Source organism: Vibrio paucivorans (assembly GCF_054053395.1).
Genome location: NZ_CM133230.1, coordinates 1,510,743 through 1,534,211 on the forward strand (window position 1 = coordinate 1,510,743; position 23,469 = coordinate 1,534,211).

17 protein-coding genes are annotated in these 23,469 nt (G+C 45.8%); 9 read left to right on the forward strand and 8 right to left on the reverse strand.

Going from position 1 to position 23,469, the window contains the following annotated elements:
• The first annotated feature begins 97 nt into the window (after nucleotides 1–97).
• Together ACXABW_RS07100 and ACXABW_RS07105 are read left to right on the forward strand one after the other, a co-directional pair.
• Nucleotides 98–499, forward strand: a complete 402-nt coding sequence (locus ACXABW_RS07100) for an AAA family ATPase (protein ID WP_457524790.1) — start codon at nucleotides 98–100, stop codon at nucleotides 497–499.
• Nucleotides 469–906 (forward strand): DUF3859 domain-containing protein, encoded by a 438-nt coding sequence (locus tag ACXABW_RS07105; RefSeq protein ID WP_457524792.1) that lies wholly within the window; start codon nucleotides 469–471, stop codon nucleotides 904–906. The genes ACXABW_RS07100 and ACXABW_RS07105 overlap by 31 nt, the downstream gene beginning before the upstream one ends.
• On the opposite strand, the gene ACXABW_RS07110 is transcribed toward ACXABW_RS07105, so the two are convergent.
• The 8 genes from ACXABW_RS07110 to ACXABW_RS07145 all read right to left on the reverse strand — a co-directional run bounded on the left by ACXABW_RS07110 (nucleotide 903) and on the right by ACXABW_RS07145 (nucleotide 10,877).
• Nucleotides 903–2,417, reverse strand: coding sequence for an EAL domain-containing protein (locus tag ACXABW_RS07110; protein WP_457524794.1), 1,515 nt, complete (start codon nucleotides 2,415–2,417; stop codon nucleotides 903–905). The two genes, ACXABW_RS07105 and ACXABW_RS07110, sit on opposite strands and share 4 nt — an antisense overlap.
• A gap of 159 nt (nucleotides 2,418–2,576) precedes the next feature.
• Nucleotides 2,577–3,707 (reverse strand): ABC transporter permease, encoded by a 1,131-nt coding sequence (locus ACXABW_RS07115; RefSeq protein WP_457524796.1) that lies wholly within the window; start codon nucleotides 3,705–3,707, stop codon nucleotides 2,577–2,579.
• Nucleotides 3,704–4,942 (reverse strand): ABC transporter permease, encoded by a 1,239-nt coding sequence (locus ACXABW_RS07120; protein WP_457524798.1) that lies wholly within the window; start codon nucleotides 4,940–4,942, stop codon nucleotides 3,704–3,706. The genes ACXABW_RS07115 and ACXABW_RS07120 overlap by 4 nt, the downstream gene beginning before the upstream one ends.
• A 3-nt stretch (nucleotides 4,943–4,945) precedes the next feature.
• On the reverse strand, nucleotides 4,946–5,923 hold the full coding sequence (locus ACXABW_RS07125; RefSeq protein WP_457524799.1) for an HlyD family secretion protein: 978 nt from the start codon (nucleotides 5,921–5,923) through the stop codon (nucleotides 4,946–4,948).
• 45 nt (nucleotides 5,924–5,968) lie between these two features.
• On the reverse strand, nucleotides 5,969–7,345 hold the full coding sequence (locus tag ACXABW_RS07130) for a TolC family protein (RefSeq protein ID WP_457524801.1): 1,377 nt from the start codon (nucleotides 7,343–7,345) through the stop codon (nucleotides 5,969–5,971).
• Nucleotides 7,346–7,521: 176 nt separating this feature from the next.
• Entirely contained in the window at nucleotides 7,522–9,048 is a 1,527-nt protein-coding gene (locus ACXABW_RS07135; protein WP_252030682.1) for a tripartite tricarboxylate transporter permease, read from the reverse strand.
• A gap of 8 nt (nucleotides 9,049–9,056) precedes the next feature.
• The gene (locus ACXABW_RS07140) at nucleotides 9,057–9,557 is read right to left on the reverse strand and encodes a tripartite tricarboxylate transporter TctB family protein (protein WP_252030683.1); all 501 of its coding nucleotides are present in this window, start codon (nucleotides 9,555–9,557) and stop codon (nucleotides 9,057–9,059) included.
• A 348-nt stretch (nucleotides 9,558–9,905) separates the two neighbouring features.
• Complete coding sequence (locus ACXABW_RS07145; RefSeq protein ID WP_265686304.1) at nucleotides 9,906–10,877, reverse strand: tripartite tricarboxylate transporter substrate binding protein; 972 nt, start codon at nucleotides 10,875–10,877, stop codon at nucleotides 9,906–9,908.
• A gap of 376 nt (nucleotides 10,878–11,253) precedes the next feature.
• Here ACXABW_RS07145 and ACXABW_RS07150 point away from each other — a divergent pair, with 376 nt between their 5' ends.
• From ACXABW_RS07150 to ACXABW_RS07180, 7 genes are all read left to right on the forward strand, one after another.
• Nucleotides 11,254–14,418 carry an HD domain-containing phosphohydrolase gene (locus ACXABW_RS07150; RefSeq protein WP_457524803.1) on the forward strand — a complete coding sequence of 1,055 codons (3,165 nt, stop codon included), beginning with the start codon at nucleotides 11,254–11,256 and terminating at the stop codon, nucleotides 14,416–14,418.
• 293 nt (nucleotides 14,419–14,711) lie between these two features.
• Nucleotides 14,712–15,401 (forward strand): GntR family transcriptional regulator, encoded by a 690-nt coding sequence (locus tag ACXABW_RS07155; RefSeq protein WP_252030686.1) that lies wholly within the window; start codon nucleotides 14,712–14,714, stop codon nucleotides 15,399–15,401.
• A gap of 31 nt (nucleotides 15,402–15,432) precedes the next feature.
• Nucleotides 15,433–16,329 (forward strand): methylisocitrate lyase, encoded by an 897-nt coding sequence (gene prpB / locus ACXABW_RS07160; RefSeq protein ID WP_252030687.1) that lies wholly within the window; start codon nucleotides 15,433–15,435, stop codon nucleotides 16,327–16,329.
• 129 nt (nucleotides 16,330–16,458) lie between these two features.
• Nucleotides 16,459–17,586 (forward strand): bifunctional 2-methylcitrate synthase/citrate synthase, encoded by a 1,128-nt coding sequence (prpC, locus tag ACXABW_RS07165; protein WP_457524805.1) that lies wholly within the window; start codon nucleotides 16,459–16,461, stop codon nucleotides 17,584–17,586.
• Nucleotides 17,587–17,667: 81 nt separating this feature from the next.
• Nucleotides 17,668–20,295, forward strand: a complete 2,628-nt coding sequence (gene acnD, locus ACXABW_RS07170; RefSeq protein WP_457524807.1) for a Fe/S-dependent 2-methylisocitrate dehydratase AcnD — start codon at nucleotides 17,668–17,670, stop codon at nucleotides 20,293–20,295.
• A gap of 9 nt (nucleotides 20,296–20,304) precedes the next feature.
• Complete coding sequence (gene prpF / locus ACXABW_RS07175; protein WP_457524808.1) at nucleotides 20,305–21,486, forward strand: 2-methylaconitate cis-trans isomerase PrpF; 1,182 nt, start codon at nucleotides 20,305–20,307, stop codon at nucleotides 21,484–21,486.
• Nucleotides 21,487–21,504: 18 nt separating this feature from the next.
• Entirely contained in the window at nucleotides 21,505–23,385 is a 1,881-nt protein-coding gene (locus ACXABW_RS07180) for a propionyl-CoA synthetase (RefSeq protein ID WP_457524810.1), read from the forward strand.
• Nucleotides 23,386–23,469: the final 84 nt, after the last annotated feature.

Sequence of the window (23,469 nt, forward strand, 5' to 3'; positions counted from 1 at the left end):
TCTGGACGTCTATACATCCAAACTTAACTCAATAAGATTCAGATGTCGATAGCTATCTTTGATACAATTGAGGCAGTTTTTTCACTCGGTGTTGTTTATGTCATTAACACTGACTCTAATTCGCGGGCTGCCAGGCTCGGGAAAATCTACGTTGGCCAAGACCATGGGTATCGCTCACTATGAAGCCGATATGTATTTCATTGATGCTAATGGTAACTACGTGTACGACGCAGCAAAAATCTCTCAAGCGCATGATTGGTGCCGTCAACAAACGGAACAAAGCTTACGGTCAGGCGATAGCGTGGTGGTGGCAAATACTTTTGTACGGTTATGGGAAATGAAACCCTATCGTGAGCTAGCCAAGCGCTATCACGCTGAATTAAAAGTGGTGGAATGTACCGGGCAGTACGGCAACATTCATGGGGTCGCGGAAGAGACCATTAATAATATGAGAAAGAGGTGGCAAAGGTGGCCAAGCGCTCAGCAATCGTCGAAATGACATCCTACGGTGTGTATTCCACTTGGGATTCCAAATCCAAGCATTTACCTAAGATTAAAGAGTTCACCACAGACGTGTATGCAGAAGTAGATGTGGAGTTTGGGTTTATCGTTAACATCAAGAAAGCGAAAGGCGCCTTGATACGCTACTGCATCGATCATCCCGGTGTGCTAAGTAAGAAAGGACAGGTACTTGCCCCGTTTGACGGTGAGGAATATGTGGGCAGTAACGATTGGGATTTCTACCTAGGTGACACGATCCAACTTCTTTGCCCTGAAAATGGTTTGGAGTCCAACATTGGTCATTGGCGAATGTCGATTGAGCTAGAGGGCAATGAAGTCGCAGTTAAAACCTTTAATGTGCTCGCCAAAGACGAAGCGCAGTTTTGGAAACATCGCGGGTTTTAACCTAATTTAGAGTCTTTGAAAACTGCTTGCAGATCCACAATGCCCATCGGTTTATAGAAGTGATAACCCTGAAGGTATTGAACATCGAAGCCCGCTAGGTACTCGGCTTGTTGAGCAGTTTCTACACCTTCAGCAACAATCTTAACCTTCAGTTTGTGCCCCAGTTCAATGATTGTGGTTAGAACCGGTGCATTAACGGTTTCTAGGCCGATGGTATCAACAAAACACTTATCAATTTTTAAATGATCAAGCGCTGTGTCTTGCAAGATAGATAAAGACGTATGGCCAGTGCCGAAGTCATCAATCGAGACGATTAGCCCGTTATCGCGCAATTCTTTAAGTACGTCTCTACCGAGTTTATCAAGCATCTGCCTTTCTGTTACTTCGATACACAGCTTAATCCCAATGGCCTCAAACTGCTCTTTGTAGTGAGTCAACTCATTCACGCATGTGGAGGTATGTAAATAAGCTGGGGGTACATTGACTCCAAGGTGAATATCGTTATCTGGTTGAAGGCTAGCGAGGTTGTAGAGTGCATGTTGCAGCACATAGTCCGTTAGCGGAATGATCAAATTTTGTTCTTCAGCGAGAGGAATAAACACATCAGGTCGCACTAATCCTAGCGTTGGGTGATTCCAACGGATTAATGCTTCGATTCCTCCAATCTTATAGCCTTGGCTAGTAACTATTGGTTGATAGGCTAAGTAAAGCTCACCACGTTTTAGCCCTTTTTTTAAGTCATCGACCAACGAGTCGCGTCGTTTGAGCAATCGGTTAGCGGCGAAAATCAGCAGCGAAATTAAAAGAGAAACGGGGACGCTTCCCGTTGCAGTGTAAAGCAGCCTAGCGTTGATGTAATCTTCACTCGCTTCTGCAAGCATTGAAAAACCATATTTTTTCGAAGTGTGGATATAGTGGTAGGTATCGGACGTGAAAGTGGTGTTCGCTGGGTAGATACGTGGTCCGAATTTCACTTTAACGTAACTAAGTCTGTCGCTTTCAATTCGTCCTAGCCTTTGTAGCAGGAAGTTTCGGTCTACAACAGAGAACGCCCCAGAGAAGCCATCACCTTCAATAGTATCAACAATCACTATGGTCCTTTGCGTTGGGTCACCATTGATATCAAACAAGTACTCGCCAGTTCTGGTCCCTTTTTTGCCGATGAGAAGGGATATGTCCTGGTCAATTTCGCCACGTTTAGAAGAACAAATAGCGATGCCATCTCGCACTATGATCATTTCACGTACTAGGCTTTCAAATAGTAAATCTTCACGGATAAGACCACAGCTATCTGGATGCTGCATCGCCTGTTTATTTTCGCTATGGAGTTCTGAAATGATATCGTCGACACGTGTGCTGTAGGTAATAACAGTAGAGCGTAAGTTTGCTTGTATACCATCGACGGCAACATAAAAAGAGGCGGGTAAAACGATCAATAGCGGAATAATAAATACCGCTAGGAAAGACTTTATTTCAATAGTGAGTGTTGATCTAGAACTGCTGCTTTCCATAGATACCGCGATTTTTAATTGCTTTAGTTATTGACTGTGTGAATCCGTTGATAATAGAAGACAATAGTAAACTAAGCATTATAAAAAGTGCGACCAACTTCATGATATATAACAGAAGTCTTACAAACGAGAGGGCTAATCCGGGTGATTGATAAACGATTAAGCGCTCTTTCGAGCGCTTAACGAATACGTAGCGAGCGCTAGCCAGCCGATTGCTTGTAGCCAGAGAGTGGAAAACTCTTGGCTGATTTGAGGCCATGATGCCCCCATTTGATTGGTTTTAAGAAAACCTTGAATGGCTGGAGTGCTTGGAAATAACTGAGCAAGCCAATTAATGGGAGCTGGGATCATCTCCGTTGGCCATATAAAACCCGCCGAGAAAATGAGCGGCATTGAACTGATTAGGACAATTAGAGTGACGAGCTCTCTCCTCGGGGTAATTTGCCCTAGCCAAATCCCAATCGCACAAGAGCTGAGAAGGAAAGGAAACAGAAGAGCCAACAGTTGGGAAATATTGGCCAATTGGTTGATACCATGCGAGGTAAAACTTGAGCCAAAATAGTACATGGAGAGCAAAGTATAGATTCCGCAAAACACTAAGCTTCTAATCAAGACAAGTTTGATTGCAGAAAGCTGGCTCCAATACCCAGTACCAAATTTTTGGCTGCCTCCCATTAAACCAGACGCCATCGCTAGCGTTTGTTGCAATATCAGCACGAACACAGCGGGTACAACGTAATTAACATACCCCATGTTTGGGTTGAACGTTGGTTTCATATTTAAAGAGAACGCCGCGTAATGGTTGGATGCTAAAGAAAGCGGTTCTCCATCAACTAACAGCTTGGATACTTTTGCTTGCGCGGCGAGCGTTCCACCAGTTTGGGCTAGGCCCTCGATTATTGTTCCATATACCAAGAAATAAGACGCATCACCTGCATACGCCAAAGTAGGGCTTTTACCCAACATCAAATCCTTGTAGAAGTGTTCTGGGATGACTAATAAACCCGTGATGTCCCCGTTTAAAAACGCTTGTTTGGCCGCTTCAATGGAGTGATCTCGCTGTACAACTTTTATTTGCGGTGTCGCATCCACCATACGTTCAAGCTGATAACTCACTTGGCTTCTATCAAGGTTCACCACACTAATCATCTGCTCACGTGGCGTTTGATTGGAGTATGGCAACGGATACAGAAACGAGTAGAAAATCACTCCACCAAATACGGTTAATAGAACGACTGGATTTGATAGTAGCGCAGCTATTTCTGCTTTTATTGCTTGGACGAGGTTCATGATAGTTCCTCTGGCTGACTGATTGTTTTCGGCTTTTCGCTTTTTATCGGTTGGTGAGTATTGAGTTGTTCATTAGTCCAATGCTTTTTAATCAACAACACGGTTAGCCATGCGGGTAGGGCGTAGCCCAACATAGGAACGAGATGACTCAACGAAGCTGCGGCGCTAGCTCCGTAACTGACTTGGCTAACTTGTACCTCGATGTAGTGGCTGATAGGCAATAAAGCTCGCCAAATCTGCGCTAGGTTATTCATATCTGTCACGGGAAAAGTTATGCCCATGAAGGCGAAACTCGGAGCTGTATAAGCACCGGCAAAACTCATGGCTCGAGCAGCATCAAGTGTGATGAAAAAGAAAAAGCTCCCCATGATCATGCAGGCGATGGTGGTGATGAGTTGAGCAAAAATGAGCGGTGCAAATGTGCCGTTCATCGGCCATTTCATCCCGTAATAGAACCAGCATAAAAAGGCGATGCCCTGCAGAACAAAGAGGGGTACATAGCCCAACAAGGTTCGGCTTACATTAACAACGTAGCGTGAACCTAGCCACTGTGTTAGACCGTGATGTCGATAGTTAGCGCTCAAAATCATGATCGTTGAGACGACAATGACCACTTGCCACAATGCCGGAATGATCGCAGACACCAAGAACTGCGCATAGTTTGAATTTTTATTAAACAATGGTGTGATTTGAGTTCGAACCGGTAGGGCTTGCCCGATGGCACTGAGCGGTGTGGAGTTACCCTTTGCCAGATCTTTTATGGTTTCGATTTGTGCGTTGAATGTCCCTTGTGCTTGCACAATGGCAGAGTTAATCAGCTTACCAATGAGAATGTATTGGCTGTTGTAAAACACCGAAACTTGAGGTCGCTGTGCACGAAGAACCTGCTTATCAAACTGGCTTGGAATGACGATGTAAGCATAGATGTCACCTGAAATTAAGGCATCTTTGGCCTGGCCAACGTCACTATAGTTATGGCTGATCTTAAGCGTTGAGGTGGAATTAATGTAAAAGCTAAGCTGCCGAGACATTTGACTGTGGCTTAAATCCACTACGCCCACAGGCAAATTACGCGCTATACCTTGAGAGAAAATCATCCATATCGATAGGGCTAACACCACAGGGACCCACGTTAAACACGACAGCAACCATTTGTCGTGACGTAGCAATGGCGTTTGTGAATGCAGCCATGGCATTTGTTCGTGGGATGTTGAACGCCGCATCAAAGAGCTCATGATTTACTTCACTTCTACTACTAAGCTCATCCCCATGCGTAGTTTAACGCTTGGGTCTACTGGACGCGCTTCTACTTCAAAGGTTCTAAGATCGAATCCTTGAGAGGAATCGGTAGAGCGCCAAGTCGCAAAATCACCCATTACCGCAACATGGCTCACTTTAAACTCTAAGTTTCGGTCAAGTGCAGGTAAGTAGGCGTTGAACACTGCATCTTTTTCGAAGTGCTTTAACTGATCTTCTCGAACGTTCAACATTGCCCATGAATCTTGAGTATCGATGACGGTAACCACAGGAAAACCTTGTGGTGCTAGCTCACCGCTTTGCAACAAGACTTGAGATACTTCTCCATCAAACCAGCTTTCGATTTTGGTATCGGCTGCATAGGCTTCGACTTCCGCAACAGCACCAGCGGCCATGCGTGCTTTTTCCGCCGCAGCAGTTTTTGTCTCGCTACGAGCCCCTTCTTTGGCCATTTGATACATCTGGAATGCGGCACTTTCAGTGTATTTGGCTGCCTGCCACTGCGTTTTTGCTTCGTCACGCTTTTGCTCTGCCACTACACCATCGTTGAATAGGTTATTCACACGCAAGTACGTTTTCTCCATTAGTTCAGAGGCCGCTTTTGCTTTTTGCCATTGATCTTTGGCGGCTTGTACTTGTTGGTCACGTGCGCCTTTCTCAGCCTCTTTGGCGAGTGCTCCTGCGGCTTTTTGACCAGCAATGGCTTGAGCGAGTTTGGCATCTATTTCAGGGCTATGCAGTGTGAAGACCAAATCGCCTTTGTGGATTTCATCGCCTTTGCGAACCATGACTTGGTCAATTCGTCCCGGTACTTTGGACGAGATGCTGTATTGCTGTGATTCGATTTGACCTTGTAGTCGAACTGGTTTTGGTTGGTAGGCTTGATAAAAACTGAAGCCAACCCATGAAGCAATAGCAAGCGTAGAGACGGCAATAATGGCAGGTTTAACACGGTTCATGAGATATCCCTTAGTTTAGGTCGTTCTTTTGATTTTATTGTTGGTCTAGTTGCTAATTGCAGTGGATTGATATTGGGTGAAAGTGTCCATCTCGCTAGTTAGGGCGAGAAGCTTTGTCAGTGATAATAGGTAATTGAAGCTCGCTGCGGACTGTTGGGTTTTTATACTGGCCAAATAGAGCTCGGCATCGACCACTTCCAAAGACGTTGATAGCCCTTGGGTGAAGGCTTTTTTACGCAGGGTAAGGTTTTCTTCCGCTAAATTAATGCTAGACAGCAATCCCTTTACTTCTTCCTGTGATTGTTCAGCTTCTAAATAGGTTTTCTGTACCAGCACTTGCAGGTCTTGCTTGGCTTGCTTACGCAGGTATTTCACCTGTGACACTGCGCTGTGCGCTGCCTTAACGTTTTGGCTGCGACCGCTCGATTCGATTAGCGGGATGTTAACGCCAACGCCAACTAGCCAATCAGGCTTCATTTGGCTGGCTAGAGAATCTTCTTCATACAGGCTGTAGTCACCGTATAGGTAGACTTCAGGATAGTATTTGCCTTTTTCTGCTTTGATTAAGCTGCTTGCTTGTTTTTCTTTGGCATCGAGTAAATCTAACCCAGGGTAAGTCAGTAAGGTTTGATCGACGAATGCACTCAGTGGAGGCAGATTGTCGTTGATGAACAAGGTACCGTTTGGTTGCACTATCTCGCCAGTATTGAGTATTTGCGTCAGTGCTGACTGGGCTATATCCAGCGATTTCTGAGCTTTTTTACGTTCTACAATGGCTTTGTCTAATGATGCTTCTGCCTGCAAGCGTTCGACACGTGCTATTTGACCTTGCTGTTCAAGCTTAACGGCACTATCTCGGTGTTTGGTTAAGCCTTTCTCGACGGCTTGTCGGGTCGAAAGTACATCCTGAGCAAGAAGCACACTGAAGTAATACTTGCTGAGATCTTCAAATCGCGCTTGAGTCTCCATTGCAAGCTGGCTTTTTGCTTCTTCGGTTTTGCCTTCTGCAGCAGATTGAGCCGCGCTAATGCGCCCACCAGTAAAGATCGGCCAGATGGCGCGAATTGAGGAGGTAAAAACATCGCGTTCAGTAATGGTTGAAGTGACATCATTAAATAGCGGTAAGATTGCCGCGCCGATAGGCGAGACATTGCTTAACGAGTCACTAAGTTGCTCGCCAGATAATGTTACGTCTGAATCGAGTCGCGTGTAGTTGGCACCAATACTTACTGAAGGGAGGTTGAGGTTGTCGGTAGCACTTTGCATATGCTGATAACGTTCAACGTTGGCACGTTGCGCCGCTAATGAGTTGTTGTCTTTTTGTAGGATCTCCCACGCCTGTTCAAAGCTAATAGGAGCGGCGGCAATACTCGAACTAATGAGTAATCCGCAAGTGAGGGTGACAAGAGGGCGAAGCTTCATATTGGTCAAACCTACAAAAAATAAATTAGAGTATATACTCTAATTTATTAATCATCAATTGACGTTGTTTCCCATAAGACAAAAAGTTTAATTGAGGAAAGGTTTAATCAATGAAGCCGTTAACGAAAAAAGGAGCTCGAAAGCTCCTTTTGATTGCCGGAATCAACACTGATTCGTTACTGAGATACTTTTACTGGTTGCGCTCTAAAGCGTTGGAACAGCTTAACAAATATCGGACTAGCCAATACCAGTACTGCTAATACAGTAAACGTCAGTGTAATAGGACGCTCCCATAAGAAGCTTAGTTCTCCATCGCTGATCATCAGTGCACGGCGTAAGTTTTCTTCCATTAGTCCGCCAAGGATAAAACCAAGCAGTAGCGGGGCAAGTGGGAAGTTCGCCAACCTCAGTGCAATGGCGGCCATTGCTACCAACAACATAATGAAGATGTCCATAGTGTTGAAGGATACTAGGTAAACACCAGTGATTGAGAAGAACAAAATCATTGGAAGAAGAACCGTCCTTGGTACTGCCAATAGTTTTGAAATGTATGGGATAAGCGGTAGGTTCAAAATCACCAGTACGATGTTACCAAAGTACATAGAGATGATGACTGACCAAAATACATCTGGGTGTTCAACGAATAGGCGAGGGCCAGGTTGAATACCGTAAGCGATTAATGCACCAAGCATGATGGCTGTTGTACCAGAGCCTGGAATACCCAAGGTTAGCAGTGGAACAAATGAACCACTTGAAGCGGCGTTGTTTGCAGATTCTGGGGCAACTAGACCACGGATACTGCCTTTACCAAATTCTTTCTTCTTATCTTTAGGCGCTAGGTTACGCTCCATACCGTAGCTTAAGAATGCTGCAATGGTTGCACCCGCACCAGGAAGTACGCCGGTAAAGAAACCTAAGATAGAAGAACGAATCGATACAGGAGCGACGTCTTTAATCTCTTCTTTAGTCACCTTCATACTGCCGATGTCACTCATTTTTTGCTGTTCTTCTCCGCGGGTGTCTTCAGAAGGTTTTAGTACACCCATTAGAGTTTCACCCAGAGCGAACGTTGCCATAGCAAGGAGTAGGAAGCTAAAGCCATCCATTAGGTCGGTTAGACCAAATGTGAAACGCTCAACGCCAACACCTTTGTCGATTCCCACTGTAGACAACATCAAGCCAAGAACGGTCATCATCCAAGCTTTGATGACTTGACCCGGGCCAGCGAATGCGGCAACTGCCGATAGACCTAGTAGCATCAGTGCAAAGTAGTCTGAAGACTGGAAGCTCAACGACACGCTTGCAAGTGCCGGCGCTGCGACTAGAAGCATGATTGCAGATAGCGTACCACCGGTGAAAGAAGAGTAAGCCGCTAACGCTAACGCTTTACCAGCTTGGCCTTTTTGTGCCATTGGGTAGCCGTCGAAAGCGGTAACAACCGTTGAAGAACAACCAGGAGCATTGATTAAGATTGATGATGTTGAACCACCAAATACTGCGCCGTAGTAAACACCAGCCATTAAGATTAAGCCAGACGATGGGTCCAACCCGTAAGTGATTGGAATCATCAGTGCAATAGCAGAAATAGGACCCAGACCCGGAAGCATCCCGATGAATGTACCAACGAAACACCCAACGATCACCATCATGATGTTCATTGGCATTACTGCCGTAGACAGTCCTTGTAAAATTCCATCTAACATAATACGTCCTACCAGATAGTGAAGATTAAGCCTGGCTCAAGATAGATGTCTAAGCCTTGAGTAAGTAACAGGAAGAAAGCGATAACGAATGGGAAAGATGCGCCAAACAACACTTTCTTGCGGCGTTCGCCAAGTAAATAAAACCCAGCTAATAAGAAGAAGCTAGTTGCGATAACAAAGCCAACATAGGTGAGGCCAATGCCGTACAACGCCATCAAAGCAATGAAGGAAAGAAGAAGCTTCCAGTTAAAACCGACGACAGCACCACTTTGGGTGTCTGGTTGTCCTGTCACCAGCAATAGAATGGATAATCCAATACCTGCAAATGTGAGAAGAGTGGGCAGCGTTCTTGCTGTGAATGGTTCGTACTCGTCACCCGGGAATAATGGGATCAGTGAGGTTTGATAGCCGTAACAAAGGCACACCAAAAGGAAAATCATTGCGCCGACTCGGTCGCGACAAAGAAGGTTTTCCTTGCTAAAGAATGAACTAGTTGGCAAATCCGACATATCCAACTCCATTTGCATAGTTTGTTTAAGAGGGGAAGAAAAAGGCCGTATAAAAGAGAGTTAATGAGTAGTTGTCAGGATATTCATCAACGTGAGTTTGCAGGTTTTACCTTCGATTTCATTTTGGGGGTTATTCCTATGAAACGCTCCGGTAATGGGGCAACCTCGAAAGTAAGCTGATTGCTGCTAGTCAAATTGGCTTACATGTTTATTTTCAACAAGCCGTGCCTAAAAAGCGTGGCTAAATAAACAAAGGAGTTTTTATGGACTCTATCTTAAACCGCAAGATAGAACTCTTTAATACGGCAAAACAGGGACGTAGGGTCGATTCCTCGACCCTACAGGGTCTTACTTAAGGAAACCAAGCTCACGCATTAGGTCGCCCATTTGCTTCTCTTGATCTTCAAGGAAAGCGTAAAAGTCTTTATCGGCTTTGTAGTTGTCGATCCAACCGTTACGGTCACGAACAACTTCCCACTGATCGGTTTTGTACATTTTGGTTAAAGCCGCGTTCCACTCGTCGATTTTCTCTTGGCTAGCCCCTGGTGCTGCGAAGAATCCACGCCAGTTTGCGAATACTGTTTCGTTACCGTATTCAGTAAGAGTCGGAATGTCTGGAGCGGCTTCTAGGCGTTTAGGCGCCGTCACTGCAAGGATTTTTACTTGGCCAGATTTAGACATCTCTAGCACTTCACCTAGGCCAGTTGAAAGCAGTTGTGTTTCACCAGAAAGTAATGCGGCCATTGCTTTACCGCCTGCATCATAAGCGATGTAGCGTACTTTCTTAGCATCAAAGCCTTCGCCTTTAAACGCAGCGGCTACAACTAAGTGGTCCATACTGCCGCGTGCAGAGCCGCCTGCGATCTTCACTTTACGTGGGTTAGATTCGAATTCTTTAACCACATCTTCCCACGTGTTGTATGGAGAGTCTGGCGACGTAACGATGGCACCGTAGTCAGCGATAGTTGCTGCAACAGGTGTTAAGTCTCGGAAAGATTGAGGGAAAATTCCGGTAAGTGAGCGAACCACGATAGGGGTTGAGTTAACCATTAGCGTGTCTTCTTGACGCTCTGCTGTTTCAATTAGGTGAGCAATTGCTTTACCACCACCGCCGCCAGAAAGGTTTTGGAAAGAAACATTTTCTACGATGTCTTCTTTAACTAGTACATCACCAGTACCACGAGCTGTCATGTCCCAGCCACCGCCAGCACCACCTGGAATTAAGAAGTGGATTTTCTCGACGTCTGCAGCAAAAGTGCTGAAAGAAAAGGTCGCTGCAATAATCGATGCGGCTAGTGTTGGTTTCATTACCTTAAACATGATTCACGTTCCTTATGTAGGCGCACCAAAGTTCGTGATGGTGCGTATTGTTATCATTTCACTGCATTGATGGGAAGGGACTCATCAATGAAGATGTGTTTAAGGTTAAATAAGTGTTAACAAAGTGTCTCTAATGCGTAGATAAAAAGAATATTGAGCATATTGGAGGTTTTGTTCATAAAGTTCACGCTGGTATGAAATGCATTTATCCATTCAGGTTTTTGATATGCATCCGGTTTTCTGCTTAACTTGAGTTCTACAATAGATTCGATTTATAGGATGTTGTATTGATATATAAATCATTGAGTTTAATAATCATTATGAATCTCGGGATTGAGAATTGAGTCGGATTGGAAATTGCCATGGAGGCATAAGGATGAACACACCGCTTAAAGGGCGTCGTAAGTATTCAATAAAGTTTACTGTCGGCAGTATGTTCTTGTTTGCGACAACAGTGACTGCCTGTGTGGCGATTGGTATGCAATACTATTTTGGTAAGCAAATGTCCCAAGAAGCTGTTTTGTCCAAACTGACAAGTGCCTCCACCAACGTAAGCGAGTATCTACAACAGGTGGAAACCAATGCGACAAGCAGCGTTAAAATACTACGCGGCGTCGCAACCAGTATTGAGCACGCATTTACCGAAGTCGAGATACGAGACATTTTCAGCCAAATCCTTTCTGATAACCCACTTTTCTACAGTCTGTATTTCGGACGCAATGATGACCGGTTTTTTCAAGTCATCAACCTAGAGTCTTCGCCTATTGTTCGAGAGCGAATAAAAGCTGCGCCTAACGATAGGTGGGTAGTTATCAAGATCTTCAACGAGGATGATAAACGCACGCGTATTACCAACTACTACACAGACGACTTTTCGCTGACCAAAAGTACTACTGAGGAAAGCAACTATTATCCAACCCGCAGGCCTTGGTATGTTGGAGCGGAAGGTACAGATGTTTTCAAAACGGAACCTTACCTGTTTAAGCATTTGAAGATCACCGGTCAAACCTATTCGATTGGTAGCCCTAAAGGGGCGATAGGGATTGATGTGGTTTTGTCTGCAGTAAATCAAAAAATCACAGCGACACAACTTGGTCTGGAAGAAGGGACGGACGCAGAATCGTTCATTTTTAACAGCAAAGGGGAAGTGATCGCTTCTAATCGTCAACTGTTTAATGAAGTGTTGATCCCTTCATCGGCACCTTTAGCAATGAGTGAGGAAGAGCGTGCACTGATTGAGCAGTCTCCACCATTACTGGTGTCGAATCAAAATGACTGGGGCCCATATGATTATGCTCAATCGGGTATGCCAAAAGGGTATGCCGTTGATGTTCTAGAGCTGATCGCTGACCAGACAGGACTTACTTTTGAATTAATTAATGGCTTCACCAGCGTTGAACTCGCCGAGAAATACCGGATAGGCGACCTCCAGATATTGCATTCTGTTCCGGCAAACTCCGTAACACCAGGAATTAAGAGCGATTTACTGTTTGAAGGGCAACTGGCCATTGCGGCAAAAGTGATTCGTAAAATACCTAAAAATTTGAACTCGCTGACGTTTGATACGATTGGAGTAGTAGGCGGGTTTGGTATGAAGTCATGGCTACTAGAGCGATACCCTAAACTGAATATCGTTGAACTGGCGAGTCTCGATGAAGCGAAAGAGTCACTGATGAGTGGTGAGCTGGATTACCTTATCGATACTTACCACACGTTGAGTGAACTCAACGAGTTGGTTGTTGAATCGACAGTTTCTGTGACTGGGCTAAGTCAATCGGACCCTATTTCATTTCACCTCTATATGAAAGAGGAAAACCAAGCGTTAATAGCGGTTATCAACCAAGCGATCGCCGCAATTTCACCTCAGCAGCGAAGAGCTTTAAAAGCAAAATGGCTAGATACGAATCAATGGCGTGGTAGCTTCGTTCCCTATCCAGAGTTGTATCTGGTCACTCAACAACAAATCAACCATGACAAGATGATTGAAATGGAAATCGAAGGCGAGCGTCGATTTGTGTTTGTCACTCAAATGGGGTCGGGTGAATTTGGATATGAGTACTTTGCGGTCGTTGTACCGAACTCAGTAGTCACAGAACAAGTGATTCCAAAGTTAATGACCTCCATCGCGGCTACAGCACTAGTCATGTTTGCGTTGATGCCACTTGCGTGGCGCTTTAGTGCTCCAATAGTTAAGCCTATTCGCGCATTGCGGCTGGAAACCAAGAAGGTGAAAGCGCGTAAGTATAGTGATGTCGGCTTAGTTAATACGCGAATCAAAGAGGTGTATGAGCTGTCGGAGTCCATCGCCAAAATGGGTGACGAATTACAGCAACATGAGAAGCAGCGAGAAGAATTTGTAGAGGCGTTCATTAAGCTCATTGCGCAGGCGATCGATGACAAGTCGCCGTACACTGCAGGGCACTGTAATCGCGTACCTGAAATCGGCATGTTACTCGCAAAGGCCGCAGAAGAGAGCAGTGAGGGTAAGTTTAAAGACTTTTGCTTCGCGAATGATGCTGAACGAAGAGAATTTAGAATAGCTGCTTGGCTGCATGATTGCGGTAAAATCACTACTCCGGAACACATTGTAGACAAAGGTACCAAGCTAGAAGCGAATTACAATCGCATTCATGAAGTTCGAATGCGATTTGAAGTGCTATTGCGCGACGCGGAAATTGAATATATGAAGACCCTGCAGGAAGGTAGCATCGATAAAGAACAAGCGTTGTCACGTCTGAACGAGACTAAAAAAACGCTACAAGATGACTTTGAATTTATTGCTCGTTCAAATGTAGGCGGAGAATTTATGGGCGAGGCGGAAGTTGAGCGTATACAAGCGATCGCACTTAAAACTTGGAAGAGACATTTTGACGATAGCATTGGCTTATCACCATTTGAGGAAATGAGCAAAGTTAAAGCAGACGTTACGTTACCAGCAGGGCAGTCGTTACCTGTCGAAGAGCCACTCCTTTCGGACAAGCCCGAACATATTCACCGGCGTGTTCACCCTCTGGAGTTTGAACCGCATTTAGGTATCAAAGTAGATGTCCCAGAATATCAGTACAATTTGGGTGAAGTGTATAATCTCTCAATTTCACGCGGTACGTTAACAGCCGAAGACCGATTTAAGATTAATGAACATATGATCAGTGGGATCAAGATGCTTGATGCACTGCCATTCCCTCCGGAGCTGAGTCGGGTTCCTCGCTATGCCTCCACCCACCATGAAACTCTCAAAGGGACGGGCTACCCACGTAAGCTAAGTGGTGCAAGTCTATCTATCCCAGAGCGAATTCTGGTGATTGCCGATATCTTCGAAGCGCTGACGGCAGCTGACCGTCCGTATAAGAAGGCTAAGCCTATAAGTGTCGCCATCGATATCATGTACAAAATGGCACTGGATGAGCATATTGATAGGGACTTGTTCATTTTGTTCTTAGAGAGCGGTTGTTACTTAGAGTATGCCCATGCGCATTTGCCAAGCGCTCAAATTGATGAAGTCGATATTAGTCAATATGTGTCGCCCAGCGAGGTTGCCTAACTCCATAATCGAACTGTCGACACTTTGGCTGTTAGTAGTAGTGTTAGCTTGAGCGAGAATGAAAAGGCCAATACACATGTTGTATTGGCCTTTTTGTTTAAAACCCTTGTATATAAGTAGATTTCGCCACAAGTTTCCATAGCGGGCCCACCAATTGAAAAATCATAGCGACTCATACCTTAGTCTAAATTGTCGACAGTTCACTTGATTGTCGACACATCAATAGTCTATTTTATATTCAAGTTAAGGAATTGTTGACAATCTAATGAGTCAACACAATAGGTAGCTTGATTATGAATACGATGCTTACTTCCTCTGTCGAGGGTAAAAGCGACAAAGAAAATACTAAGTCTGAAAACCTGACCGAGTATTTGATTGAAGCGATTGTCGGCGGTGATATTGAACCAGGAAGCAAAATATCAGAGCCAGAGCTTGCCAAGCGATTTGAAGTCAGCCGCGGCCCACTGCGCGAAGCCATAATGCGCGTTGAAGGCTTAGGTCTTATCGAACGCATTCCACATGTCGGTGCCAAGGTCATTACCTTTTCAGCGGAAAAGCTCCTCGAATTGTATTCCGTGCGCGAAGCTCTAGAGGGTATGGCGGCACGACTCGCAGCGAGGCACATTACTGAAGAAGAACTCAATGGGCTTGAAGACGTTCTTTTTCGTCACTCAAAACACATTGATGACGTGGAGGGGGCTTCATACTTTCACCAGCATGGAGACTTCGATTTTCATTATCGAATTATTAAAGCGAGCAGAAACAGCAAGCTGGTTTCACTGCTATGCAATGAGCTCTATCACTTACTACGCATGTATCGCTACCAATCTCCACGCGCTCAGTCTCGGCCAAAAGAAGCCTTAAGGGAGCACGAATTTATTCTTCAAGCGATTAGAAATAGAGATGAAGAGCTGGCTGAGATGCTGATGAGAAGGCATATCTCAGGCAGTCGTAAGCTAATAGAACAACAGATATCTATGTAAATAAGAGACTAATGGACTAGAGGGAAAAACTATGAGTCATTCTCCGGGGGCGAAGTTCCGACTCGCTGTAAAGAACAATGATCCACTGCAAATTGTCGGCACGATCAATCCATACTGCGCCATGATGGCAAAGAACTTAGGTCACCAAGCGATATATTTATCCGGTGGCGGTATCGCCAATGCGTCGTATGGCTTACCTGATCTAGGTATTACAACCTTAAACGATGTGTTGGTGGATGTTGACCGAATCACTAACGCTTGTGACTTACCGTTGCTGGTGGATATCGATACTGGATTTGGTGGCGCATTCAATATTGCTCGGACAATCAAAGGTATGGAAAAGGCGGGCGCTGCTGCTGTTCATATGGAAGACCAAGTAGCGCAAAAGCGCTGTGGACACAGACCTAACAAAGCGATCGTAAGCCAACAAGAAATGGTCGACCGTGTTAAGGCCGCAGTAGATGCTCGTAACGATGAGGATTTTGTGGTGATGGCTCGAACGGATGCGCTAGCGGTTGAAGGCATCGATAGAGCTATTGAACGTGCCATTGCTTGTGTTGAAGCCGGTGCCGACATGATCTTCCCTGAAGCAATGAACAAGTTAGAGCAGTATGTTCAATTTTCGACAGCACTTGAATCTGCGGTCGGAAAGCACGTTCCCATCTTAGCCAACATCACCGAGTTTGGGCAAACACCGCTCTATAATTGCAGCGAGCTGGCCAAATCGAAAGTGGATATGGTGCTTTACCCGTTAAGTGCGTTTAGAGCCATGAATAAAGCGGCAGAGAACGTCTACAAGCATTTGCTAGTTGAGGGAAATCAGGAAGCGTTGCTAGAGACGATGCAGACTCGTAAAGAGCTTTATGAGCACCTGAACTACCACGATTACGAAGATAAACTTGATCGATTGTTCGCTGAAGACAAATAGACAATAGAAGCCCAAGAATCTTCTTACTTAGATATGAAAAATTATAGATAAATCTAATCCAATAACGTGAAATCGGTTTGGTTACAACCGTTCCAAAGAGAACACAGCCAAACGAAAAGGAGTTCAATTATGCCTAACCAAGCATTAGGTGGCGCAGGCCTTCGCGGGCAAAGCGCTGGAAGCACAGCACTGTGTACTGTCGGTAAAACGGGGACGGGTCTAACCTACAGAGGTTATGACATCACTGATTTGGCTAACAATGCTCAATTTGAGGAAGTTGCGCACTTGCTGTTACGCGGTCACTTGCCGAATCAGAAAGAGTTGGATGATTATAAGACTTTGTTGGTGAGTTTACGTGGCTTACCAAAAGCGCTTAAGGAGGCGTTAGAGCTGATTCCTGCCGACGCTCACCCGATGGATGTTATGCGTACAGGCTGTTCAATGTTAGGAAACCTTGAGCAAGAAACCGACTTTTCTATGCAGCAAGCCGCGACTGAACGAATGCTGGCATTATTCCCAGCCATCATTTGTTACTGGTATCGATTTAGCCATGATGGCGTTCGTATTGATACGGAAGATCAATCTCAAGACTGTATCGGTGGGTATTTCCTAAAGCTATTGACGGATAAAGAGCCAAGCGCATTACACAAGCAAGTTATGCACTGTTCGCTGATTCTGTACGCAGAGCACGAGTTTAACGCCTCAACGTTTGCTGCTCGAGTGTGTGCTTCGACCTTATCTGATCTTCACTCGTGCATTACCGCGGCGATTGGCACATTACGTGGGCCATTACACGGCGGCGCAAATGAAGCGGCAATGGAAATGATTCAAGATTGGCAAACCCCTGATGAAGCGGAAAGTAACATCATGCAGATGTTAGCGAACAAAGACAAAATCATGGGATTTGGTCATGCAATTTACCGTGAGAGTGATCCTCGCAATGCATTGATTAAGCGTTGGTCTAAAGAGCTTTCGGATGCGGTTGGTGACACAAGCCTGTATGTTGTGTCAGAAAGAGTTGAGTCGGTGATGAAACGCGAGAAAGGCCTATTTTGCAACGCGGATTTCTTCCATGCTTCTGCCTACCATTTCATGGATATCCCAACCAAATTGTTCACACCGATTTTTGTAATGAGCCGGCTGACAGGCTGGGCTGCACACGTTTATGAACAGCGTGCAAACAATCGAATAATCAGGCCGAGCGCAGATTATGAAGGACCTGATCACCAAGATTGGGTTCCAATCGAGCAAAGATAGCCAGACTTTTTATCGAGACTCTGTAGAGCCTGAAATAGGGCTCTTCAGAGTACGCTGTACAAAAATTCATGGATGAAAGTTATGACGATATCCAATGTAAATATCCCTTCTAATGAGAATAAGCCTTCTAACTTCAATCAGTACCGCAAGCGTCTGCCTGACTCCGACTTAGAGTATTACGACGCTCGTGAGGCGGTGAACGCACTTAGCGAAGGCGAATACGAGTTTTTGCCGTACACTTCTCGAGTGTTGGCGGAACAATTGGTGCGCTGCTGTGACCCGAGCCAGTTAGAGCAATCGTTGCTGCAGCTCATCGAGAGAAAACGAGACTTAGATTTTCCTTGGTATCCTGCTCGCGTAGTTTGCCACGATATTCTTGGCCAAACAGCGTTAGTTGACCTTGCGGGACTACGTGATGCAATTGCCGAACAAGGCGGCGATCCTTCAAAAGTCAATCCTGTGGTAGAAACACAGTTAATTGTCGACCACTCGTTAGCAGTAGAACATGCGGGCTTTGATCCCGAAGCTTTCGAGAAAAACCGACAAATTGAAGAACGACGTAACGAAGACCGCTTCCATTTTATTGAGTGGTGTAAAACCGCGTTTAAGAACGTTAGCGTTATTCCTGCTGGAAACGGCATCATGCACCAAATCAACTTAGAGAAAATGTCCCCTGTGGTGCAAGCCAAAAATGGTGTCGCTTTTCCTGATACCTGTGTTGGTACCGACAGTCATACGCCACACGTAGATGCTCTGGGCGTAATAGCTATTGGAGTCGGTGGACTAGAGGCTGAAACGGTGATGCTAGGTCGGCCTTCGATGATGCGCTTACCCGATATCGTTGGTGTCAAACTGACGGGGAAAAGACAGCCTGGGATTACGGCAACTGACATTGTATTGGCGATTACAGAATTTTTGCGAGAGCAACGAGTCGTATCCAGCTACTTAGAGTTTTTTGGTGAAGGCGCACGCGATCTTACTATTGGTGATAGAGCAACGATCTCAAACATGACGCCTGAGTATGGCGCGACAGCTGGCATGTTTTATATCGATGAGCAAACTATCAACTACCTGAAACTGACTGGGCGTGAGCCAGAGCAAGTCGAACTTGTTGAACGTTACGCGAAACATATAGGCTTATGGGCGGATGATTTAGAAACGGCTCAGTACGAACGTGTGCTTGAGTTTGATTTATCCATGGTTCAGCGCAACCTAGCTGGGCCGTCGAATCCACATCGACGCCTCCCAACAACAGAGCTCGCTGAACGTGGTATAGCTGGTAAGTGGGAGCAAGAAGAGGGCTTATTGCCTGATGGTGCTGTGATCATTGCCGCGATTACTTCTTGCACCAATACCAGTAATCCTCGAAATGTTGTTGCCGCAGGCTTGGTGGCGAAAAAAGCAAATGCACTTGGCTTGACCCGAAAATCATGGGTTAAGACTTCATTCGCACCAGGCTCTAAAGTGGCGAAGCTTTACTTGGAAGAAGCGGGGTTATTGCCTGAACTTGAGCAGTTAGGGTTTGGAATCGTTGCTTACGCCTGCACGACCTGTAACGGTATGAGTGGGGCGCTGGACCCCGATATCCAAAAGGAAATCATCGAGCGAGATGTATATTCCACGGCGGTGCTTTCTGGTAATAGAAACTTCGACGGACGTATTCACCCTTATGCGAAACAGGCATTTCTCGCGTCACCTCCATTAGTGGTTGCCTACGCTTTGGCTGGAACCATTCGCTTCGATATTGAAAAAGACAGCTTAGGTAAAGATCGCGACGGCAATGATGTTTTCCTAAATGACCTATGGCCAAGCGATGAAGAAATTGATGCGGTTGTTAATCAGCATGTAAAACCTGAACAGTTCAACCAGGTCTATATTCAAATGTTCAAACTTGATGACCAGAGTGAGAATACTAACCCACTGTATGACTGGCGACCGATGAGTACTTATATTCGCCGCCCTCCATACTGGGAGGGGGCGCTTGCCGGAGAAAGAACCCTAAAAGGCATGCGTCCGTTGGCCATCCTTGGCGATAACATCACGACAGATCATTTATCCCCTTCAAATGCGATTTTGGCCTCCAGTGCGGCAGGCGAATATCTAGCCAAAATGAAGGTGCCTGAGGAAGATTTTAACTCCTATGCCACTCACCGTGGAGACCACCTGACGGCTCAGCGAGCGACATTTGCAAACCCGAAACTGTTCAATGAAATGGTTACTCAAGGTGGAGAAGTACAGCAAGGCTCCTTAGCGCGAGTTGAGCCAGAAGGCAAAGTGACAAGAATGTGGGAAGCGATTGAAACCTACATGAATCGAAAGCAACCCCTCATTGTGGTGGCAGGCGCCGATTATGGCCAGGGTTCATCGCGCGATTGGGCGGCCAAAGGAGTCCGATTAGCAGGAGTAGAAGCGATTGTTGCCGAGGGCTTTGAGCGAATTCACAGGACTAACTTGGTTGGAATGGGTGTGTTGCCACTGCAGTTTCTATCGGGAGTAAATCGTAAATCATTGCAATTGGACGGCACCGAACTTTATGACGTGTCTGGTGACATAAAGGCTGGTGGTGAGCTTAGTTTGATCATCACTCGAAGTGATGGTTCGCAGGTAGATGTCCCAGTGTTATGTCGCCTGGACACAGAGGACGAAGTGAGCGTGTATCGAGCGGGCGGTGTGCTACAGCGTTTTGCTAAAGATTTCTTAGCGCAGTAGGAGGGAGTGATGGAACACGGAAAACAGATCAAAATCCCGGCAACCTACATGCGCGGTGGAACCAGCAAAGGTGTATTTTTTAACTTGGTGGATTTGCCGATGGAAGCGCAACAAGCGGGAAGCGAACGAGACAGTTTGTTGCTCCGAGTAGTTGGAAGCCCAGATCCTTATGCCAAACATACAGATGGTATGGGCGGAGCGACTTCAAGCACCAGTAAAGTTGTCATTGTCTCAAAAAGCGAAAGAGCTGATCACGATGTCGATTACCTTTTTGGGCAGGTTTCGATCGATTCACCGTTTGTAGACTGGAGTGGTAACTGCGGCAATCTCTCGGCGGCTGTTGGACCATTCGCAATTCACAGTGGTTTGGTCGACAAAGATAAAATCCCACATAACGGCATTGCTGAAGTAAGGGTTTGGCAAGCCAATATCAGTAAAACCATCGTGATTCACGTTCCAGTCCATGAGGGAGAGGTGCAAGAGCTAGGTGACTTTGAGCTCGACGGAGTGACATTTCCGGCAGCAGAAATACGGGTAGACTTCGAAGACCCTGCAGACGGCGAAGGCGCAATGTTTCCAACTGGAAATATCACAGACGTATTGGAAGTACCGCTACTGGGAGAGTTAGAGGTCACGCTGATCAATGCTGGAATACCGACTATTTTCGTTGATGCGAGTGCGATTGGTTATCTGGGAACTGAGCTTCAAGGTGACATTAACAGTGATGAAGATGCGTTAGCACGTTTTGAGTCAATCCGCGCTTACGGTGCGGTGAAAATGGGCTTAATCGATAGCATTGAACAAGCAGCATCACGGCAACACACACCAAAAGTCGCTTTTGTTGCGCCAGCAAAAAGCTATCAAGCCTCCAGTGGTAAATCGGTCGATGAGAGCGACATAGACGTGCTGGTTAGGGCGTTGTCAATGGGGCAACTCCATCATGCCATGATGGGTACGGCAGCGGTTGCTATAGCATCGGCAGCAGCTGTTCCCGGAACAATAGTCAATAGAGCATCAGGTGGTGGTGAAAGAGAGGCGGTAACATTTGGTCACCCATCTGGAACGCTGAAAGTTGGGGCAAAAGCTCAGATGTGTGAAAACAGCTGGAAGATAGAGAAGGCGATTATGAGTCGTAGCGCCCGAATACTAATGGAAGGGTGGGTACGTGTACCAAAGCACGCTACCTCATAATGTGAATGGAGAAGCACTATGTCTGCTTATCAAACTGAATATCAATGGGCACTAAACGAACCAGAGCAGTTCTGGAAAGCCCAGTCGGAAAAAATTGATTGGTTTACAGCGCCAAAAACAACGTTACAGCCTGATGAAAATGGTATTGAACGATGGTTCCCCGATGGTGAGCTCAATACTTGTTGGTTAGCTTTGGATTACCATTGTGCCAACGGTCGAGGAGACAAAACGGCCCTGATTTACGACTCACCGGTAACCAAAACCAAACAGCAATATACATACAAAGAGTTAAAACAGAGAGTAGCCCAAATCGCTGGAATGTTAGTAGAGCAGGGCGTTGGCATGGGAGATCGAGTCGTGATCTACATGCCGATGATTCCAGAAGCTGCAATGGCGATGTTGGCTTGCGCACGAATTGGGGCAATTCACTCTGTTGTATTCGGTGGGTTTGCACCCAATGAACTCGCAGTAAGAATTGAAGACGCTGAACCCAAGGTTATTATGACGGCATCTTGTGGCATTGAAATCAACAAGGTGATTCCATATAAACCTTTAGTTGATAAAGCCGTAATGGATAGCCGATGGAAGCCAGAACAAGTCGTGGTGCTTCAACGGCCGGAATGTAAAGCGGATTTGAATCAATCTAAGGACCTTGATTGGCATAGCGCCGTACAGCAGGCGCAGCCGCATGATTGTGTTCCGGTGCGTTTTACACATCCGCTATATATACTCTATACCTCTGGTACCACAGGAAAACCAAAAGGTGTGGTGCGAGATAATGGTGGTCACGCGGTTGCGATGAAGTATTCCATGGGCACTATCTATAACATGCCCCAAGACGGTGTATTTTGGGCAGCCTCCGATGTCGGTTGGGTTGTGGGCCACTCCTACATTGTCTATGCACCTCTAATTCATGGTTGCGCTACTGTACTGTTTGAAGGCAAGCCTGTTCGAACGCCAGATCCGGGTGCTTTCTGGAGAGTGTGTGAAGAGTACAAGGTAGACGTTCTGTTTTCGGCACCAACGGCATTTCGAGCGATTAAGAAAGAAGACCCAGAAGGTGAACTGCTGTCGGATTACAATTTATCCACTCTCAAAACCATATTCATGGCTGGTGAAAGGCTAGATCCTCCAACATTAGAGTGGGTAGAAAGCAAAACAGATAAACCTGTTGTTGACCATTGGTGGCAAACAGAAACTGGTTGGGCAATTGCCAGTAACCCTACTGGGTTAGAGCTTATGCCGATAAAAGCGGGGTCTGCGACTAAACCAGTGCCAGGTTATCAAGTCGAGATTCTTGATGAGTTGGGTGAAGCTGCCCAACCCAATCGACAGGGCTTTGTTGCTATTAAGCGTCCTTTGCCGCCGGGTTGCTTGCCAACGGTATGGCGTAATCATGATCGTTTTGAAAGTGGGTATTTGACGCAGTTTCCTGGGTATTACGTGTCGGGTGATGGTGGGTACCTAGACGAAGACGGTTACTTGTTTATTATGGGGCGTATTGACGACGTGATTAACGTTGCTGGGCATAGGTTATCTACTGGTGAAATGGAAGAGATCGTAGGCGGACACCCCGCTATTGCAGAGTGTGCAGTGGTAGGGGTTCACGATGACTTGAAAGGGCAGTTACCACTAGGGCTAGTTGTTCTCAAAGACGGTGTAAAAGTCGATGACATAGAGTTAGAGGGGGAGCTAGTCGGCAAGGTGCGTGAGCAGATCGGAGCGGTAGCTTGTTTTAAGCATGCTCTAGTTGTTGAGCGGTTGCCTAAGACTCGTTCGGGCAAGATTCTGCGTAAAACAATACGACAGATTGCGGATGGCGAGCAATACACGGTGCCATCAACGATTGATGACCCAACGAGCCTTGGCGAAATTGAGCGAGTACTCAATGAATCCTAAATGAAAATTTGTCAAAAAATATTAACTTAGCCCCTATTTGTAGGGGCTTTTTTATTAAAGATTCTATACAATCAAGCCAATTCA

Excerpts from the sequence above, each read along its gene's own strand:
- ACXABW_RS07100 (WP_457524790.1), top strand. The coding sequence starts at position 98 with ATGTCATTAACACTGACTCTAATTCGCGGGCTGCCAGGCTCGGGAAAA.
- ACXABW_RS07110 (WP_457524794.1), bottom strand. The coding sequence starts at position 2,417 with ATGGAAAGCAGCAGTTCTAGATCAACACTCACTATTGAAATAAAGTCT.
- ACXABW_RS07115 (WP_457524796.1), bottom strand. The coding sequence starts at position 3,707 with ATGAACCTCGTCCAAGCAATAAAAGCAGAAATAGCTGCGCTACTATCA.
- ACXABW_RS07120 (WP_457524798.1), bottom strand. The coding sequence starts at position 4,942 with ATGAGCTCTTTGATGCGGCGTTCAACATCCCACGAACAAATGCCATGG.
- ACXABW_RS07125 (WP_457524799.1), bottom strand. The coding sequence starts at position 5,923 with ATGAACCGTGTTAAACCTGCCATTATTGCCGTCTCTACGCTTGCTATT.
- ACXABW_RS07130 (WP_457524801.1), bottom strand. The coding sequence starts at position 7,345 with ATGAAGCTTCGCCCTCTTGTCACCCTCACTTGCGGATTACTCATTAGT.
- ACXABW_RS07135 (WP_252030682.1), bottom strand. The coding sequence starts at position 9,048 with ATGTTAGATGGAATTTTACAAGGACTGTCTACGGCAGTAATGCCAATG.
- ACXABW_RS07140 (WP_252030683.1), bottom strand. The coding sequence starts at position 9,557 with ATGTCGGATTTGCCAACTAGTTCATTCTTTAGCAAGGAAAACCTTCTT.
- ACXABW_RS07145 (WP_265686304.1), bottom strand. The coding sequence starts at position 10,877 with ATGTTTAAGGTAATGAAACCAACACTAGCCGCATCGATTATTGCAGCG.
- ACXABW_RS07150 (WP_457524803.1), top strand. The coding sequence starts at position 11,254 with ATGAACACACCGCTTAAAGGGCGTCGTAAGTATTCAATAAAGTTTACT.
- ACXABW_RS07155 (WP_252030686.1), top strand. The coding sequence starts at position 14,712 with ATGAATACGATGCTTACTTCCTCTGTCGAGGGTAAAAGCGACAAAGAA.
- prpB (WP_252030687.1), top strand. The coding sequence starts at position 15,433 with ATGAGTCATTCTCCGGGGGCGAAGTTCCGACTCGCTGTAAAGAACAAT.
- prpC (WP_457524805.1), top strand. The coding sequence starts at position 16,459 with ATGCCTAACCAAGCATTAGGTGGCGCAGGCCTTCGCGGGCAAAGCGCT.
- acnD (WP_457524807.1), top strand. The coding sequence starts at position 17,668 with ATGACGATATCCAATGTAAATATCCCTTCTAATGAGAATAAGCCTTCT.
- prpF (WP_457524808.1), top strand. The coding sequence starts at position 20,305 with ATGGAACACGGAAAACAGATCAAAATCCCGGCAACCTACATGCGCGGT.
- ACXABW_RS07180 (WP_457524810.1), top strand. The coding sequence starts at position 21,505 with ATGTCTGCTTATCAAACTGAATATCAATGGGCACTAAACGAACCAGAG.